This window comes from Wolbachia endosymbiont of Pentidionis agamae (genome assembly GCF_036711655.1).
Classification (GTDB): Bacteria; Pseudomonadota; Alphaproteobacteria; order Rickettsiales; family Anaplasmataceae; genus JAZHPY01.
Window position 1 is genome coordinate 1 of sequence record NZ_JAZHPY010000010.1, and the last position, 15,855, is coordinate 15,855.

Here is a 15,855-nt window from a genome sequence, read left to right on the forward strand (position 1 = left end):
TAGATGATATTGATATAAAAGTTACAAGTGGTGTTGTTATTGCTGCAAGCCCTAAAGCTGCAGTGGTATTAGTATCATTACTAATTACAGTTGAAGAAGAAATTTGTGTTGTTCTTTGTTCACTTGTAAAAAAATCACTAGTGGTACTCCTAATTGTTTGCTTTGTGCCATCAATATCTTCAATATTATTATAAATATCTGTTTCTTGAAATTGAGGTGCAGTAGCCTTTTTGTAAGTCTTTGGTTTTTGTGTTTTATTACTCTTGATACGTCTAGTAATGGTTTTTTCTGAAGTTGTTGTGGTGCTTGATAAATCTTCTTTAGTAGTAGGTTTTTCTGAAGTTGTTGTAGTTCTTGGTGCTAAAGTTGTTGTTCCTTTAATAGAAGATAAACTACTCCTTTTATGTGAAGATAAAGCTTTTTTAGTAGTAGGTTTTTTTGAAATTGTTGTGGTGCTTGATAAATCCTCTTTAGTAGTAGGCTTTGCTGAAGTTGTTGAGGTGCTTAGTGTTGAAATTGTTTCACTACAATTACTTCCTTGCTGTAAAGCTTTTTTTAAAGAAGGAATATCTTGTAAAAGTTGATCTCCAGGATATGACTCTACTCTTTTTTGAGTACCAATACGTTTTTCACCTTTTGTAATCTTAAATAGTGTCTTCATCGTCTTCATCCACAAAGTAAAACTCTCGTTATTTTCTTCTACTATACAACGTGGTATATATCGAGCAGTGGTTTTATCTAATTCAGAAATCTTAATTTTATTAAGATTAATATCCCTTTCAATAGAAAAAGCATTAAGACGTCTGCCATCTTTTTTTTTAATATTGATAGTAATAGCGTCATTATGCATATGACAATAAATATCGACTGTATTATTCTGTATTTGCTCATACAATCTTTTATATAATTCAGTTCCGTTTGACATATAAAACCCCCATTGAAATTTATCAATAAAATATTATTTATTCATGTCTTATATTTTTTTTTACTAAAGTCCATATTTTTTTATTTAAAGTCTTATGTTAAAAATTATTTTTATTATAAAATATATATAATATATTAAACATATGGCATGCAGATTTTTGTTTGATGTAATTTAATGCAAGTAGATAATTTTGAAATCTTAATCTTTGTTTAGGTATTGTAAAGAATTATAAAGTATACTAAAAGCTGCATCTATATGATCTTCGCTAATAATAAGTGGAGGGGTAATTCTAATCACTCGATCATCTAGAACAGCAGACAAGATTAGTCCTTTATCTAAACATTTTTGCACAATACTTTTAGCTGAAATGCTTACTTCTATTCCAAGCAAAAGCCCCTCCCCTCGTACATCTACTATTATTTGTGGAAACTCCTTTATAAGTAATAGCAATTTTTTCTTAAAATAAGAACTTATTTCTATAACATGTTTAAAAAGATTTTCTTCTAGCATTAAATCAAGAACTGCATTTCCTGCAGCCATGGCAAGTGGGTTACCGCCATAAGTTGAACCATGTGTACCTGGAAGAATTGTGTCTGCTATATAATTTTTTACTAAACATGCAGCAAGTGGAAAGCCGTTACCCATAGCTTTTGCAGCAGTTAACATATCAGGTTCAACTCCTATTTTTTGATAGTAAAATAATGTACCAATACGCCCATATCCACATTGTACTTCATCGAAACATAAGATTATTTCTTTTTCTCTAGTTATTTCTCTTACTCTCCTTAGATAATCTATATCTAGTTGATAGACTCCTCCCTCACTCTGTATAGGCTCTAAGAATACAGCAGCTACATTTTTATTGATTTTATTTTCTAGAGCTTGAATGCAATTTCTTGGCACCGAACAAAATCCTGGAAGAAGCGGAGCAAACCCTGTGCGTGCTTTTTCATTCCCACCTGCAGAGATTGCAGCAATGCTTCGTCCATGAAATCCTCCTTTGATTGTGATTATCTGATGACGATTTTTCTCCCCTTTTGAATAGAAATACCGACGAATAAATTTTATTACTGCTTCTGTTGCTTCAAGTCCACTTGAACAAAAAAATACCTTATCTGCAAAGGTTAAACTACATAAACGCTCAGCAAGCAATTCTTGAGTTGGTATAGTGAAAAGGTTAGAACAATGCCAAACTAAATCTAGCTGCTCATTAAGCTTTTCTATAATATATGGATGACAATGTCCCAAAGAAACTGTAGAAATTCCTGCAGTAAAATCTAAATATTTTTTACCTACTTGATCAAAAAGAAATACCCCCTTCCCTTTAACAATTGGAATTTCTAATCTGTTATAGGCATTGATAATGTAGCTCATATATTATGCTTTTCCATCTAATTATTATAAATCTTAGTTAAATTTTATAAAATTACTAATTGATTTTCTTATTAACACTGTATATCATAGGTTTTTACATATTTTGTAAATATGTAGATAATAGAATTAAATATTTTTTATGTAAACATTATTGAAATGGTGAGGTATTATTATAGTGAATAAAATTTTTGAAAAAGCAGTTCAATCAATCAAGGAAAGTAATTATAATGTCTTGAAAGAATGTTTGGATGTAGGTAAAATAAATGAAAATGATAGATCTCCTATAACTAATTTGAAGAATGATGATGGTTATACTTTACTTGATGTTGTGTTTATCACTCATCGTTATCCAGATACAAAGTTCATAAAGTTATTAATAGATAATGGTGCTAATGGTGATGATTATCCTTTAAATAACGAGTATAAGCGTCCTATTGATTTAGTTAGTGAAGAAGATAGAAAAGAAATTGAGGATCTTTTATTTAATAATATAAGCGAGACAGATATTACGGATAGTGATATTGAAAGCAATGCTAAGGACAGAATTAACAGAAATTAAAGTCCAAGAAATTAATAAATCTTGTTGCAAAATACTATAGTAAATTTTATAATAAACTATAGTATAGATAAGTTGGTGTTATGACTGACACTCAAGTTGATAAAATATCTTTTAAAGAGTTATTTCTTGAAAGGAAGTACGAACAAATAATAAAATTCTTATGGGAGATTAATGGAAATGAAAATGAAAAAGTAATATGGGAGATTAATGAAGAAGTAAAACGTGAAATTCTAGGCTTCTTATCAGAAAATTGGATGTGTACTATTAATTATTCTATTTTTGATGGGCCAGGGAAAGGAGAAGTTTGGAGAAATGGTGATAACATCCTTCATTTAGCTGCAAGAGCAGGTAATGCTAAAGTTTTTTCCCTTATCGTAGAAAAAATCATAAAGTATGATATTGATAAAAAAGGCACTCAAGGTTTATTGCATATCTTAACTAATAAAAATTCAGATGGGGAAAATGCATTTCATATAGCAGCAAAACAACAAGGAACTCTTGGGCGTATTATAAGGAAAGCATTTGGTGATTTAAGCAAGCCAATAAATGATATAGATAATGAAATTAAAGATGCAGAAAGTAAGTTCAAATCAAAAGATGGAAAACAAGAATCATATAAGGAAAAAATTAGAGAATATAAGAAAGAGAGAAAATTAGCAGAAGCATACAAAAATAAAGGTATTGATTTTATTAGATCTACAGTTAGTGGAAAGCTTGCTTTAAATTTTGGAAGAAAGCCTAGGGACCCTCTCTCTTACGTCAGTGACCCAAATGAAAAAGCAGAAATAAAAAAACTTCTTGGCATAAAAAAGAACTTTATCTTCTCTAAGGTATGCAAGTTTGCTTTTTTTACATTAGCTAGTGTAGCACTGGTAGCAGTCGCATGTACAGCAATATGTTTTTTGTTTGCGTGTGCTCAATCTTTTGCACTTAGTACCATAGCTTCAGCTGCTATTGCAGGGTCTGTGGCTTCTGCAGCCGCTGCATATAATATAGCTAGCAATTTATTTTATCAACCAAGTTCAGAATTTGAAAATATTAATTTTGAAAATATTAATTGTGACGTATCAGAAAGTTCGCCATCTCTATGCAGTTAAATGCCATATGAAAAAGACTTGCTGCTACTAGCTCATAATTATATATTTTATTTATAGGTAATAATAAGCTCATAGTGTTAACGAAAAAGTACAGCAAGATTCTTATAGCAAATAGAGGTGAAATTAGCTGTCGAATTCAAAAGACTGCTAAAAAGATGGGTATATCATGTATAAGTGTATATTCAGATGCAGATATAAATGCTCTTCATGCTTTGCAGGCAGATGAATTAAAGTATATTGGTCAAGCACCTGCAGCTTTGAGCTACCTCAATATAGAAAGAATTTGTCAAGTGGCAGTTGAAACAGGTGTAGATGCAGTGCATCCTGGTTATGGATTTTTATCAGAAAATCCTGAATTTCCGCGTGCTCTTAAAAAATATAATGTAGATTATATTGGACCAAGTGCTGAGACAATAGAGATGATGGCAAACAAAATTACAGCAAAAGAAATAGCACGAAAAGCTGAAGTAAACATTGTTCCTGGATACATAGGAGAAATACTAGGCATGGATCATGCAATTAAAATTGCTGAAGAAATTGGCTTCCCTGTCATGCTCAAAGCAGCTGCTGGAGGTGGTGGAAAGGGGATGAGGGTTATAAATTCAAGCAAGGAAATTGAAATGGCACTTACATCGGCAAGAAATGAGGCAGAAAAAAATTTTAAAGACAGCAGTATATTTATAGAAAAATATATAGAACACCCAAGGCATATAGAAATACAAATATTAGCTGATAAATATGGTAATATAATATGTCTCGGGGAAAGAGAATGCTCAATACAGAGGCTTAACCAAAAAGTTATAGAGGAAAGTCCCAGCCCATTTTTAACAAATGAAGTAAGACAAGAAATGTATAAACAGTGTATTTCTCTTGCAAAAAAAGCAAACTACTTTTCAGCTGGCACGGTTGAGTTCATAGTAGATCAAAATAAAAATTTCTATTTTCTCGAAGTAAATACGAGGTTGCAAGTTGAACATCCTGTTACTGAATTTGTAACTGGAATAGATATAGTAGAGGAAATGATTAGAATATCGTGTGGAGAAAAGCTAAGATTCAATCAAGATAATATAAAATTTACTGGTTCTTCAATAGAAGCTAGAATATATGCTGAAAATACGTCAAAGAATTTCTTTCCTTCTAGTGGTAGAATAAAATACTATAACAAACCAGAAGAAACTAATTATGTAAGAATAGATGACGGCATTACTGCAGGCTCAGATGTTAGTATGTTTTATGACCCAATGCTCGCAAAACTTATTGTACATGGAAACAGTAGGCTAGAGGCTATAGGAAGAATGCAGAAAGCATTATCTGAATTCTATATAGAAGGAATAGAAAATAACATAGAATTTCTCGAATCAATTTTTCATCACCAAGATTTTATTGCAGCAGATATTCATACGAAATTTATTCCAGATTTTTATTCAAGAGGGTTTCAAGGTGATTATGTGACAGAAGAATATGTTAAAATATCTATTTTAGCTTCACTATATATCTATTTTGAAGATGAGCACAGTCATCACTATAATTCCTCATATATAGACCAAGAACTTATAATAATGGTTGATAGTTATGAGCATTCTATAAAGGCTGAATTTTTTAACCATGAACTTAAAGCAATATATAACCATAATATATACTGCGTTAAAGGTAAATGGGATTTAAATCATAAATTGCTCTACATGTTAATCAATAATGAGGTGGAAATTACAGTTAAAGTAAGTAAAAAAAACAACAAATTCTCTGTAGGCTATGCTGGAATGAAAACGTTGTGCCAAGTATTTAAGCCGCATGTAGCTGAATTAAATAAATGGATGATTAATAATTCTCAGATAAAAGAAAGTGTACAAAATACTGTAGAATCTCCAATTTCTGGTTTATTAACTAAATTGTATGTAAGGCATGGTGATGAAATAGAGATAGAACAGCCTTTATTTATTGTTGAGGCGATGAAAATGGAAAATATCATACGCTCTGAAACAAAAGGAATAATCAAAAACATCATTATCCAAGAAGGAAAAGCTGTGCAAGCTGATGATGTCATACTTGAGTTGCATACTGAAAACGTTTAGACTACCGGCTATTAAGCTAAATCATAAAATTTAAATGTATAACAATAGCATAACAGTCATCATCCTTGCTCATGCATCTAAAATTTTAGAGCTAAGCAAAGATCCAACACTTCGAAATAACCTTAAACCCTGTATCAACTAACTTCTTGGCGATGGATTATTAATAGAAGATCTACTGCATTACGTACCACTCCTACTAATTCTTTAATTTAAGTAAATATATTAATTATAGATAAAAAAGTTAGTATAGTCAAGCTTCATTTGCACAATTAGAAAGATCATTTTTAATACTAGTTTCACCTCCTGTTAAATTATTTTTTAATGACTCACATTCTCTCATTTTTTCTATAAAGCGATAAAAACATATCGATATCACTAAAAAACATGATGCTACAATAGGAATACAAACTATAGGTGGTAAAAAAAACGTGGAAGTTAAAGATGATATACCTATAGCACCACATACTGTAAAATACATATCATTTTTATGATGTTGACTATTAAAATATTTTATAAAATTATTCTGTAACTCTAAATGTTTGTATAGTGAAGTGACTTTTATCAAATTTTTTGCTACGTCAAAAGCAGTTTTATCATTTTTGTTTTTTATGTTGATTTTCGCTCCGTTTTTAAGCAGTGTTTTAATTATCTCATTAAAGCAACTTGTTCTTACATCTTTAGCTCCGATAGTTTGTACTGCTAAATGTAGTGCTGTGTTCCCTTGAGAATCTTGAGTATTGATATTGATCCCTAGCTCTATTAAGAGTTTAATTCCGGTAAGATTACAATCTCTGACTGCTCTATGTAATCTATTACTTTGATCGATTTTTGATCCATGCAACATAAGGAAGCGTGCAAACTTCTTATGACCGTTGTAAAGAGCAAAATCTAAAGCATCATAGCCATCATTATCTTTGATATTGATAAAATTATTAAGATCTATCTCCTTGTTTCTCTTACATTGATTAATCAGAAGTTCAGCAGCTTCTAATTTATTATAGTTTGCTAAAATAAATAAAACTGTTTTGCCATTAAAATTACTTGTGGTAACATCAACATTTTGATTGAGGAAATATTTTATTATTTGCAAACTATTTTCTTGACTCCAAAGAGCTGAATAAGCCCAAACGGCTAAAGAGAATGGGGTTTTACCATTGAGGTCTCTAGACTCAATATCTGCTCCTTTTTCCAATAGCGCTTTAATATTTTCTATACTGTTAGATAAAACAGCAACATGAATTGCCTCGTGGCCTTTTATAATCGATTTTGCATTTATTTTTCCTCCTCCACCTACAAGAAGAGCAATAGTTTTTGTATTATTTGGAACTGATGCTGCAATATGCAACGAAGTTATATTATCGTTATCTCCAATATTAACGTTTGCACCACATTTAATTAAACAATCAATAATTTCTGGATCAAATCCGTAAGAAATAGCATAGTGTAAAGCAGTAAGTTTATCATGATCTGTGCTGTTTATGTTTAATCCATTTTTTTTAATAAGTAAATAAACTGCGTATCACAAGTAGGGCAAATATTTTTATCAATAAGATTTAATCTGTGTTTTGTATTTTCTACATCTTTCCCTATTAATTCAATTAATTGAATTAATATATTTTTTCCATATTTATCTTGTGCATTAATATTTTCTATTACACCGCGCTCTATTAAGAGACTAGCAAGTTTTACATGATTATTTTCTATAGCGTATTTTGATAATGCTTTTCTATGAGATAAATTGTTATTTACTTCCGAATATTTGTCTTGTTTTTCATGTAGTAATAATAAATATATTAGTTCTATACTTTCACAATCAATAATTCTATTTGTATCTAAATTTCTTAATAAAATGTCTAATGCAGTTTCATTGTTTTTATTTCGTATATCTATGTTTACACCAAGTTCTAGTTGCTCTTTTATTGATGGTATATCGAATTTATCAGCTGCAAGATGTAAAGAACTGTTTCCATCAATATCTAGAATAGAGATATCTTTAATATCTTGTTTGAGAAGTAAGTTATTGTTTATATCATTAATGGGTTTGTTAGCGTAGTTATTATTTACAGTTGTCATATCACCTCTTTGCCATAATGAATTTATTATTACATAAATATTTTAACAAACGATAAAAACGTTATGAAAATAGATATTATGTTGATATACTTACTTCACTTTAGTATAATGAGTGTAATAACAAGCTATATCAGCAAACAGAATAAAGGTCTTAGTCATGGCAAGATGCAGTGGCCTATAAAAAAAGAAACGTGATAAATTGAGGTTTTGTGAAAAACAGAGCAATTGATCCTAATTTTTCTGTGTGGGTTAGCGCCTCTGCTGGTTCAGGAAAAACTAGGCTTCTTATAAATAGAGTATTAAGGTTACTCCTTGAAAAAGAAAGAAATGTTCTCTGTTTAACATTTACTAATGCTGCAGTGAATGAAATGGAAAATCGAATATATGATACACTGAGCAGATGGGCAATGTGTTCAGATACTGAATTAGAGTTATCTTTGATGGAATTATTTGCTAGTAAATTCCTTGATTATCATTTCATTAATGCAAAAAAGGCTTTCTCTGAGATTCATAATTTTAATTTAACGATACAAACAATACATGCTTTTTGTTATAAATTGATTTCTAATTTCCCTACTGAAAGCAGCATTACTACTGGTTACACATTAAGTGAATGTAAGGAATTGCACTCTATTGTTTTTGATAAAACAATAAACGATATAAATATTCAAAATGACGTTGATATCATTGCAGCTGAGGTTAATGAAGATAAGCTGAGTAATTTATTATATACTTTGTATGTCAACAGAGCAGTTAATGACGTGCAATATATAAAAAATAAACTTAATGCTCCAGATGAAATCCATAATTTACCTGATGAACTTATTATAGATATAACAAAATTAGCTAAAATTCTAAGTAATGGCAGTAAAAGAGATAAGCATTATAGCAATGCACTTTATAACTATCTTGATAATTTAAAAGAAATAGAAAGCTTAACTAAGGTATTTTTCAAAGCAGGTTCGCATGAAAAAAAGAATATATCATCTATTATTACAAAAGACATGTTAAATGAATATCCAAATTCTGAACAGATGATTGATAACATGCAAAACATACTACTTACATACATTAAAGATATTAATGCTCATCAGATATTCAAGAGAACGCGTAGCCTACTCAATATCTTTAATGCATATACTGATCTATATAAAAAAGAAAAAACAAAAAATAGACTACTTGATTATAATGACGTTATTAACCTATCTACCGATCTACTTAGTAATATTGAATATAAAGACTGGGTATTATTTAATTTAGATCAGAAGATAGACCACATTCTCGTTGATGAAGCGCAAGATAACAGTTTAGATCAGTGGAAAATAATAGCTAGTTTATGTAATGAATTTTTTTCTGGTATAGGAAGCCATGATAACCGTACATTATTCATTGTTGGTGATATAAAGCAATCTATTTATAGATTTCAAGGAGCTGAACCGTTATTGTTCAGGGAAATGCATCAATATTTTCGCAAAAAAGCACATGTAAGTAGGTGGTTATCATGCAAATTAGAACAGTCATTTCGTTCAGATTCAGAAATTTTAAGTTTAGTAGATAGATTATTTAATCATTTTCGTGAGGAAATATCTTTTAGCAATAATGAAGTAAAACATATTCCTTACAGAAGAAGTCAAGGATATGTTGAGATTTGGCCATTGCTTCCTAAGTTTCAAGAAAATCAGATATATAAACATCATTTTTCAAGTGAAGAAAGAGATTATATATCTAATAGATTGCTAGCTGGAACTGTTGCGAATAAAATACACAGCTGGCTAGATGAGGGACGAATATTGGTTGCAAAAGATCGTCACATCGAACCAAAAGATATAATAATTCTTGTAAGGCAGAGGAATTTATTAGTTGATTATATCATAAGTGAGTTAAAAAAGTTTAACATACCAGTTTTAGGTAGAGATTCTTTCAGAATCATGGATTACTTGGTGATACAAGATTTAATAGCTTTGGCTGAATTTTTACTTCTTCCAGAAAATGATTTAGCACTTGCAGTTGTTTTGAAATCACCGTTATTTAATTTTACTGAAGATGATTTATTCAATATCGCTTACGATCGCAAAAAACAATCTCTTTGGGAGAAGTTAAGAAACTATTCTCGGAGTACTTGGGATTATTTACATAATTTAATTGATCTATCTTGCTCTCAATCTCCACTAACACTATTTTCAAGTATACTTTCTTTCAAGAACAGAAAGAAATTTGCTTCACGATTGGGGCTTGAATGCTTAGATATTATAAATGAGTTCATTGATCTAATTGCAAAATTTGAACATGAGAATATACAGTCATTACAAGAATTCGTGCAATGGATAAAAGAAAACAATCCAGAAGTGAAAAAAGATGCACATTCAGAGCATAATGCTGTTCGTGTTATGACAATTCATAAAGCAAAAGGGTTGGAAGCACCGATAGTATTTTTGGTTGATACAACGACTGTGCCTAGGAGTGATGATGACATCATTTTTGATGAAGAAAGAGTACCGTTCTGGTGTAAAAAAGATAACAATACCTACTGTGATAAAATTAAAAAAGAGCAAAAGATAGAAGATTATAATGAGTATTTAAGATTGTTATATGTAGCACTAACGCGTGCTGAAGATGAGTTATACATTATCGGTAGAGAACCCATGCAAAAAAACTCATGGTATAGCATAATAAAAATATATGGTGATTTGCATGAGAAGAAATTAGTAAATTTATATCCTATGTTTGAAAAAGAAGTTGAAGTATTATGCATAAATAGAAACTATCCTAATATTCACAAAAAACGTCATTATTTTGACGTTCCAGTTATTCAAGTACCACAAAAATTAAAAGATATAATTACTTAGTAAGGTAATAGACCTTTTTCAAAATAGGAAAAGAGCAAATGTAAGATCATGAGTTTAAATGGTAGTAGAACCTGTTCATCAAGCATAAGTAACGGCTTTCAAATAAAATTGCCTATTAAGCCTTACTTCAATACAACCCAGCACTAAATGTGCTGGGTTAATAACACTATTTAATAACTAACTTTGTCTACCTTGAGATTTAGATGTTCCTGAAACTTGAACATCTAAGATTTCAGAACTTGGATATTCAGTTTTCTCTTCTTGATGATCAACATTAGCTCCTGCAGCAATTAAAGAATTCACTATACCTGTTAACCCCTTTGAGTAGCAAACATTAAAGCACTGTGACTACCATCATCTTGACAATTGATATCAGATCCTTGTGTAACTAAATACTTAACTATGTCTATATGGCCTTGTTCAGCAGCAATAATTAAAATAGTTTTATTATACGAATTTCTATGATTAACATCAACTCCGTCAGCAAGTGCTTGCTCTACAATTTTTATCTTTCCATCATATGCAGCATCAATTAATTTTTTACCAGTCATAATTTTCTCCATGAATATTTATAATATAACTATATTTTATAATATATTGAATATAGTATCAAGATATTAATTAATTTAAATAAAAAAACAATGAAGTGATAAGTTTTTCTCTTATGGAGACGTGCATTTATTTATAATATTTATTATTCAAAAGATAAAACTTTGCTTGAATAGTATTTTTTTATATTCTTTATCTGGTTGTTTTGTAACTAGAGTTGTATAAGCATTAAAATTTTGCTTCCATGAATTCATTTTTATTATTATACTATAAAAATAATAAAGGTTGGAGGTAAGTTTATGGAAAATCTACTAATGGTAATCCAAGATAATAATTTAAAAAAGAATAAGGGATTTAAGAAGGTTAGTAAGCTGGTTCAAAAAATAGGCATTAATACTGTTAATAGTATAAATGAAACACCTTTACTTTTGGCTCTTGAGCTCGGCGAAATTCGCTTAGCAAAATTTTTAATAAAGCGTGGTGCTGATGTGAATATTACTACAAGTGCTGGTTTTAAGCCTATACATGTTGCTGCCGCAAAAGGTTATACGGGTATTATGATTAATTTGATAAATCATGAATCTGATATTAATGCTTGTACTAATTGTGGTAATAACCCTTTACATTATGCTGCTGAATTTGGCCATGAAGATGCTGTAAAGATCTTAATAAAAAAGATGGCAAATGTTAATGCTATTAATTGTCAAGGTGAAACTCCTTTAAGTCTAGCTATTAATAATGGACATACAAGTGTTATAAAGTTATTGGTAAGTTACATTCTAAAGTCAGAGGTTCCAAGCAAAAATACTACTGATCATGAAGAATATAAGAAAAATATAAGAATGATAGAGCAGCATCTAAACTTAAGCTCTGATGATAAAAAGTACAAACAATGTACTGAGAAACATAAAAGATCGAGAAATGATATAAAAAAGAAAGGTTGCAGTGTTTTTCTTTGTGTCCTATTATTCCTTTCCATATCATATGTATCGCCACAGTATTACTATTGAATATTGTAAACATTTCATCAAAACCTACTGATAAATTAAGTGAACTTAATGTGGAAGAAATAACATTGAATTCTCGATGGGCTAGTCGTTAAGCAAGCTAGATGGAATTAAGTTGTTACATTTTGCTTCCGTGATTTTATTTTTTTTTGTATAATATAAGAATGATACAAACAATCATTAATCGAGGAGTCAGGTATCATACAGTTCCTTATTCACATTGAGCATAATGTACTGCTAGTAGGTTAGCAGCATTACCTAATTCTTAATTTTCACTATAAAATTACCATAAGACTATAGATTTTCTTATAGTCATATTCTTAAAACTATTATAATTTGTAGGCATTTATGAAAAACATATTTAATATTTTCAACAAAAAAATATCTAACAAATATTCTGCTCTGGAACTTACGAGGGAGCCAAATTGGAGCAGTCGTGATTATGCAAGTTTTGCAAATGAAGGTTATATTAAAAACGTCATAGCCTTTCGTGCAATAAATATGATTGCAACTTCAGCTGCTTCAGTGCCGCTTACTCTTTTTCAACTCACTGATCACAGTAAATGTGAATTGAGGAAACATCCATTATTAAAATTACTTTATGCACCTAATCCAAGCACTTCAAAACTTGATTTTAAGGTTGATAAATTAACTGGATATTCAGCAATTCTGCATTTAAAAACATTTAATCCTTTAGATGATTGGTACGGTCTTTCTCCTATTGAGGCCGCAGCATATAGTATTGATCAGCATAATCAAGCAGGAGCTTGGAATCAGGCAATGCTTCAAAATGGTGCACGTCCAAGCGGCGCAATGATTGTACGTCCACAAAAAGATGGTACTGGAGGTAATTTTAAGTGAGGAGCAATATCAGCACTAAAATATGAGATAAATGAGTATTATTCTGGTTCTATAAATGCCGGTAGGCCGATATTGCTTGAAGGAGGTTTAGAATGGAAGGAAATGAGTTTATCGCCAAGAGATATGGATTTTATTGAATCTAAACATAGTTCTGCTCGCGATATTGCTCTTGCATTTGGAGTTCCACCACAGCTTCTTGGTATACCAGGTGATAATACTTATAGCAATTTAGTTGAAGCTAGACTTTCTTTATGGGAACAGACAGTTTTACCTACGCTAGAAAATATTGTCTGTCATCTTAATTCTTGGCTAGTACCGAAATTCGGTAAGGACTTGCGCTTATCTTACGATAAAGATGCAATAGAAGTTTTGATGGAGAAAAGACAAAAATTATGGAAGTACGTAGAGAATGCAAGCTTTATGACACTCAATGAAAAAAGAGAAGCTTTTGGACTGCCACCACTTCCTGATGGAAATCAGCTAAAATTAAATTAATATTGACAAATATCTTATAAGGGTATATTTTTTTATATTAAAAGTATATGATGAATCCTAAATTTTTAAAATCTACATCACTTATTATTGCATCTGCAGGTTGTTTTGCTGTCACTGCATCATCTATTTTTGTTGCAAAAATAGTATTTGAACAAAAAACGAATATTAATAGTAGTGGTATGTTTATACTGTCATCAATGACAGTCTTGGTTTGTACTATGTTTAGTACATGAGGCTGTGTATTTACAAAAAAAGCAATACAGAGTTTTGATTACTGGAGACCTACTAACCATCCGAGTGAGCAACTTAGTAACATTTATCACATAGAAATAGAAGACAATCCTCCTAGCTATGAGATTGTTTGTCAATCAATGAAAGATCTTCCTACTTATGAGGATGTTTGTCAATCTTCTTATGATGTTGTTTGTAGTCTGTAAGTTTTTCTTGAATAGGTAATTAATATTAGTTACTAAACTTTTTCTTGGATGTTTCCTACCTTAAAACGAAAAAGAGAAGTGTTGGACCTAACACCACTTTCTAGCTGTGATAAGTATTGATACTTATAATTAATATTATTTTAGTAAAATTTATACAAAATAAATTAATTTAGTAAGGGATCTTATGGTCAAAAATAATAATATAGGCCAAAAACCACCTATTGGAAATTATGTCAAAGCCTTCTTATATGGAATTTGAGCTTTATATTGTGCCAGTTTTACTGCAGTATATTTATATCTTGTAGTTATATCACTGTCTACATTTATTCCTATTGAAAGTGTGGAGTCCTTTATATTTAATGCAATATTATTTATGTTCTCTGGAACAGCTGCAAGTGGAGGATTGATAGGTTTATTTATTTGCATAAAAAATATAATTAAAGTGATTACTAATAAGCTTGAGAATTATAGTAAATCATCCACTACCGATGTTTCTGACAGTAGTTCTGATACTATTAAACGCATCAGTCGATTCTTTACATATGACTTAAGAGATTTTTATTATTTTAGTATGGTTGTTGTGTTTATATGTCTTGCAATACCTATAATATCGATTGACATATGGGGATTTATAGGCGTAGTTCTTGAGAATAGAAAAATGTACATTGTTGGATTATTAATTAGTGCTGTATATTTTATAACATCATTGCGCTTTAATAACAAATCATCCACTATTGATGTTTCTGGCGCTAGTTCTGATACTGAAGGATCTATTAAACGTATCAGTCGATTTTTGAAATTTGCATATGGGTTCGGAGCTTTTCATTGTTTTAGCATGATTGTAGTACATATATGTATGACAATACTACTTACAATATTAGTTCCCCCCAAAGTTTAGATGGAGCAATTGTTGTATTTTTATTAATCTCTTATATATTACCATACATTCCTGTATTATTAATCAATACAGTATATTTCACGAAATCTCTGTTTCGCTTTAACAAGCGATTTACTAAGCTCATAGCAATTTTAATGATAATATTAACTTTTATCTTATTATGTTGTACATTATATTATATTATACTCTTATGTTTTGAATTCTTACATTAGCTACATTATTCAGCATCTTAACAGTGGTTGGCTTATCACAACTGCCTATAATTATGAAAATTTTAACTTGACAGCAAAGTATTAAATATATAAACTATAATTAATATTATTTTAATAAAGGTAGTTTTATGTCAAAATTGAAGTAATAGTTGATGCGACAGGGCTTACTTTAGATGAAATAAAAAATATAGAATAGATTTATTTTTAAGTGTATACTTAACACATGGAGTTTTCGAAATTTCTTGATCCAAAAAATGATGTTGCCTTTAAGAAAATTTTTGGCACTGAGAAAAACAAGGATATTCTCATCCATTTTTTAAATGATATTCTGGAGCCGAGTAGCGCGGATCGGATTGAAGATGTGACGTTTTTAAGTACAATTCAGGATCCAGAAATTGCGTCACAAAAGCAAAGCATAGTTGATGTATTATGCTACCTCAACTCAGGCAC

Annotated in this window: 14 protein-coding genes and 2 pseudogenes; 9 read left to right on the forward strand and 7 right to left on the reverse strand. The window is 30.2% G+C overall.

Features of this window, described 5'->3' with window-relative positions; translation table 11 throughout:
* Both V6U76_RS01180 and V6U76_RS01185 read right to left on the reverse strand, forming a co-directional pair.
* On the reverse strand, positions 1-925 hold a 925-nt coding region (locus V6U76_RS01180), incomplete at its 3' end, for a hypothetical protein (RefSeq protein WP_333023195.1).
* Between the two features lie 198 nt (positions 926-1,123).
* A complete protein-coding gene (locus tag V6U76_RS01185; protein WP_333023196.1) occupies positions 1,124-2,299 on the reverse strand; it encodes an aspartate aminotransferase family protein in 1,176 nt (391 codons plus the stop codon).
* Positions 2,300-2,474: 175 nt separating this feature from the next.
* On the opposite strand from V6U76_RS01185, the gene V6U76_RS01190 reads away from it, so the two are divergent.
* The 3 genes from V6U76_RS01190 (at position 2,475) to V6U76_RS01200 (ending at position 6,027) form a co-directional block, all read left to right on the forward strand.
* The gene (locus tag V6U76_RS01190; RefSeq protein ID WP_333023197.1) at positions 2,475-2,858 is read left to right on the forward strand and encodes a hypothetical protein; all 384 of its coding nucleotides are present in this window, start codon (positions 2,475-2,477) and stop codon (positions 2,856-2,858) included.
* Positions 2,859-2,938: 80 nt separating this feature from the next.
* A complete protein-coding gene (locus V6U76_RS01195; protein ID WP_333023198.1) occupies positions 2,939-3,955 on the forward strand; it encodes a hypothetical protein in 1,017 nt (338 codons plus the stop codon).
* A gap of 74 nt (positions 3,956-4,029) precedes the next feature.
* Positions 4,030-6,027 (forward strand): ATP-binding protein, encoded by a 1,998-nt coding sequence (locus V6U76_RS01200; protein WP_333023199.1) that lies wholly within the window; start codon positions 4,030-4,032, stop codon positions 6,025-6,027.
* Between the two features lie 250 nt (positions 6,028-6,277).
* Here the strand turns inward: V6U76_RS01200 and V6U76_RS01205 are convergent, their stop codons facing one another.
* Both V6U76_RS01205 and V6U76_RS01210 read right to left on the reverse strand, forming a co-directional pair.
* Complete coding sequence (locus V6U76_RS01205; RefSeq protein WP_333023209.1) at positions 6,278-7,528, reverse strand: ankyrin repeat domain-containing protein; 1,251 nt, start codon at positions 7,526-7,528, stop codon at positions 6,278-6,280.
* Positions 7,510-8,100 (reverse strand): ankyrin repeat domain-containing protein, encoded by a 591-nt coding sequence (locus V6U76_RS01210; protein WP_333023200.1) that lies wholly within the window; start codon positions 8,098-8,100, stop codon positions 7,510-7,512. Before V6U76_RS01210 ends, V6U76_RS01205 begins: the two co-directional genes overlap by 19 nt.
* Before the next feature lie 209 nt (positions 8,101-8,309).
* On the opposite strand from V6U76_RS01210, the pseudogene V6U76_RS01215 reads away from it, so the two are divergent.
* Positions 8,310-10,928, forward strand: a pseudogene (locus tag V6U76_RS01215) (UvrD-helicase domain-containing protein); the annotation flags it as partial.
* Positions 10,929-11,123: 195 nt separating this feature from the next.
* On the opposite strand, the gene V6U76_RS01220 reads toward V6U76_RS01215, so the two are convergent.
* The gene (locus tag V6U76_RS01220; RefSeq protein ID WP_333023201.1) at positions 11,124-11,249 is read right to left on the reverse strand and encodes a hypothetical protein; all 126 of its coding nucleotides are present in this window, start codon (positions 11,247-11,249) and stop codon (positions 11,124-11,126) included.
* A gap of 8 nt (positions 11,250-11,257) precedes the next feature.
* The gene (locus V6U76_RS01225; protein ID WP_333023202.1) at positions 11,258-11,497 is read right to left on the reverse strand and encodes an ankyrin repeat domain-containing protein; all 240 of its coding nucleotides are present in this window, start codon (positions 11,495-11,497) and stop codon (positions 11,258-11,260) included.
* A gap of 297 nt (positions 11,498-11,794) precedes the next feature.
* Between V6U76_RS01225 and V6U76_RS01230 the strand changes: the two genes are divergently transcribed.
* From V6U76_RS01230 to V6U76_RS01240, 3 genes and pseudogenes are all read left to right on the forward strand, one after another.
* The gene (locus V6U76_RS01230) at positions 11,795-12,505 is read left to right on the forward strand and encodes an ankyrin repeat domain-containing protein (protein WP_333023203.1); all 711 of its coding nucleotides are present in this window, start codon (positions 11,795-11,797) and stop codon (positions 12,503-12,505) included.
* 498 nt (positions 12,506-13,003) lie between these two features.
* Positions 13,004-13,858, forward strand: a pseudogene (locus V6U76_RS01235) (phage portal protein).
* Positions 13,859-13,905: 47 nt separating this feature from the next.
* Positions 13,906-14,091 (forward strand): hypothetical protein, encoded by a 186-nt coding sequence (locus tag V6U76_RS01240; RefSeq protein ID WP_333023204.1) that lies wholly within the window; start codon positions 13,906-13,908, stop codon positions 14,089-14,091.
* A 432-nt stretch (positions 14,092-14,523) separates the two neighbouring features.
* Here V6U76_RS01240 and V6U76_RS01245 read toward each other — a convergent pair whose 3' ends face one another.
* Complete coding sequence (locus V6U76_RS01245; protein WP_333023205.1) at positions 14,524-14,721, reverse strand: hypothetical protein; 198 nt, start codon at positions 14,719-14,721, stop codon at positions 14,524-14,526.
* A 16-nt stretch (positions 14,722-14,737) separates the two neighbouring features.
* Between V6U76_RS01245 and V6U76_RS01250 the strand changes: the two genes are divergently transcribed.
* Both V6U76_RS01250 and V6U76_RS01255 read left to right on the forward strand, forming a co-directional pair.
* Positions 14,738-15,193, forward strand: a complete 456-nt coding sequence (locus V6U76_RS01250) for a hypothetical protein (protein ID WP_333023206.1) — start codon at positions 14,738-14,740, stop codon at positions 15,191-15,193.
* Positions 15,194-15,628: 435 nt separating this feature from the next.
* The coding region (locus V6U76_RS01255; protein ID WP_333023207.1) for a PD-(D/E)XK nuclease family transposase at positions 15,629-15,855 on the forward strand (227 nt) is incomplete at its 3' end.

Bases quoted from the DNA above. Each gene is read 5' to 3' on its own strand.
- V6U76_RS01185 (WP_333023196.1), bottom strand. From the start codon at position 2,299: ATGAGCTACATTATCAATGCCTATAACAGATTAGAAATTCCAATTGTT.
- V6U76_RS01195 (WP_333023198.1), top strand. From the start codon at position 2,939: ATGACTGACACTCAAGTTGATAAAATATCTTTTAAAGAGTTATTTCTT.
- V6U76_RS01210 (WP_333023200.1), bottom strand. From the start codon at position 8,100: ATGACAACTGTAAATAATAACTACGCTAACAAACCCATTAATGATATA.
- V6U76_RS01225 (WP_333023202.1), bottom strand. From the start codon at position 11,497: ATGACTGGTAAAAAATTAATTGATGCTGCATATGATGGAAAGATAAAA.
- V6U76_RS01230 (WP_333023203.1), top strand. From the start codon at position 11,795: ATGGAAAATCTACTAATGGTAATCCAAGATAATAATTTAAAAAAGAAT.
- V6U76_RS01240 (WP_333023204.1), top strand. From the start codon at position 13,906: ATGATGAATCCTAAATTTTTAAAATCTACATCACTTATTATTGCATCT.
- V6U76_RS01245 (WP_333023205.1), bottom strand. From the start codon at position 14,721: ATGCAAATAAATAAACCTATCAATCCTCCACTTGCAGCTGTTCCAGAG.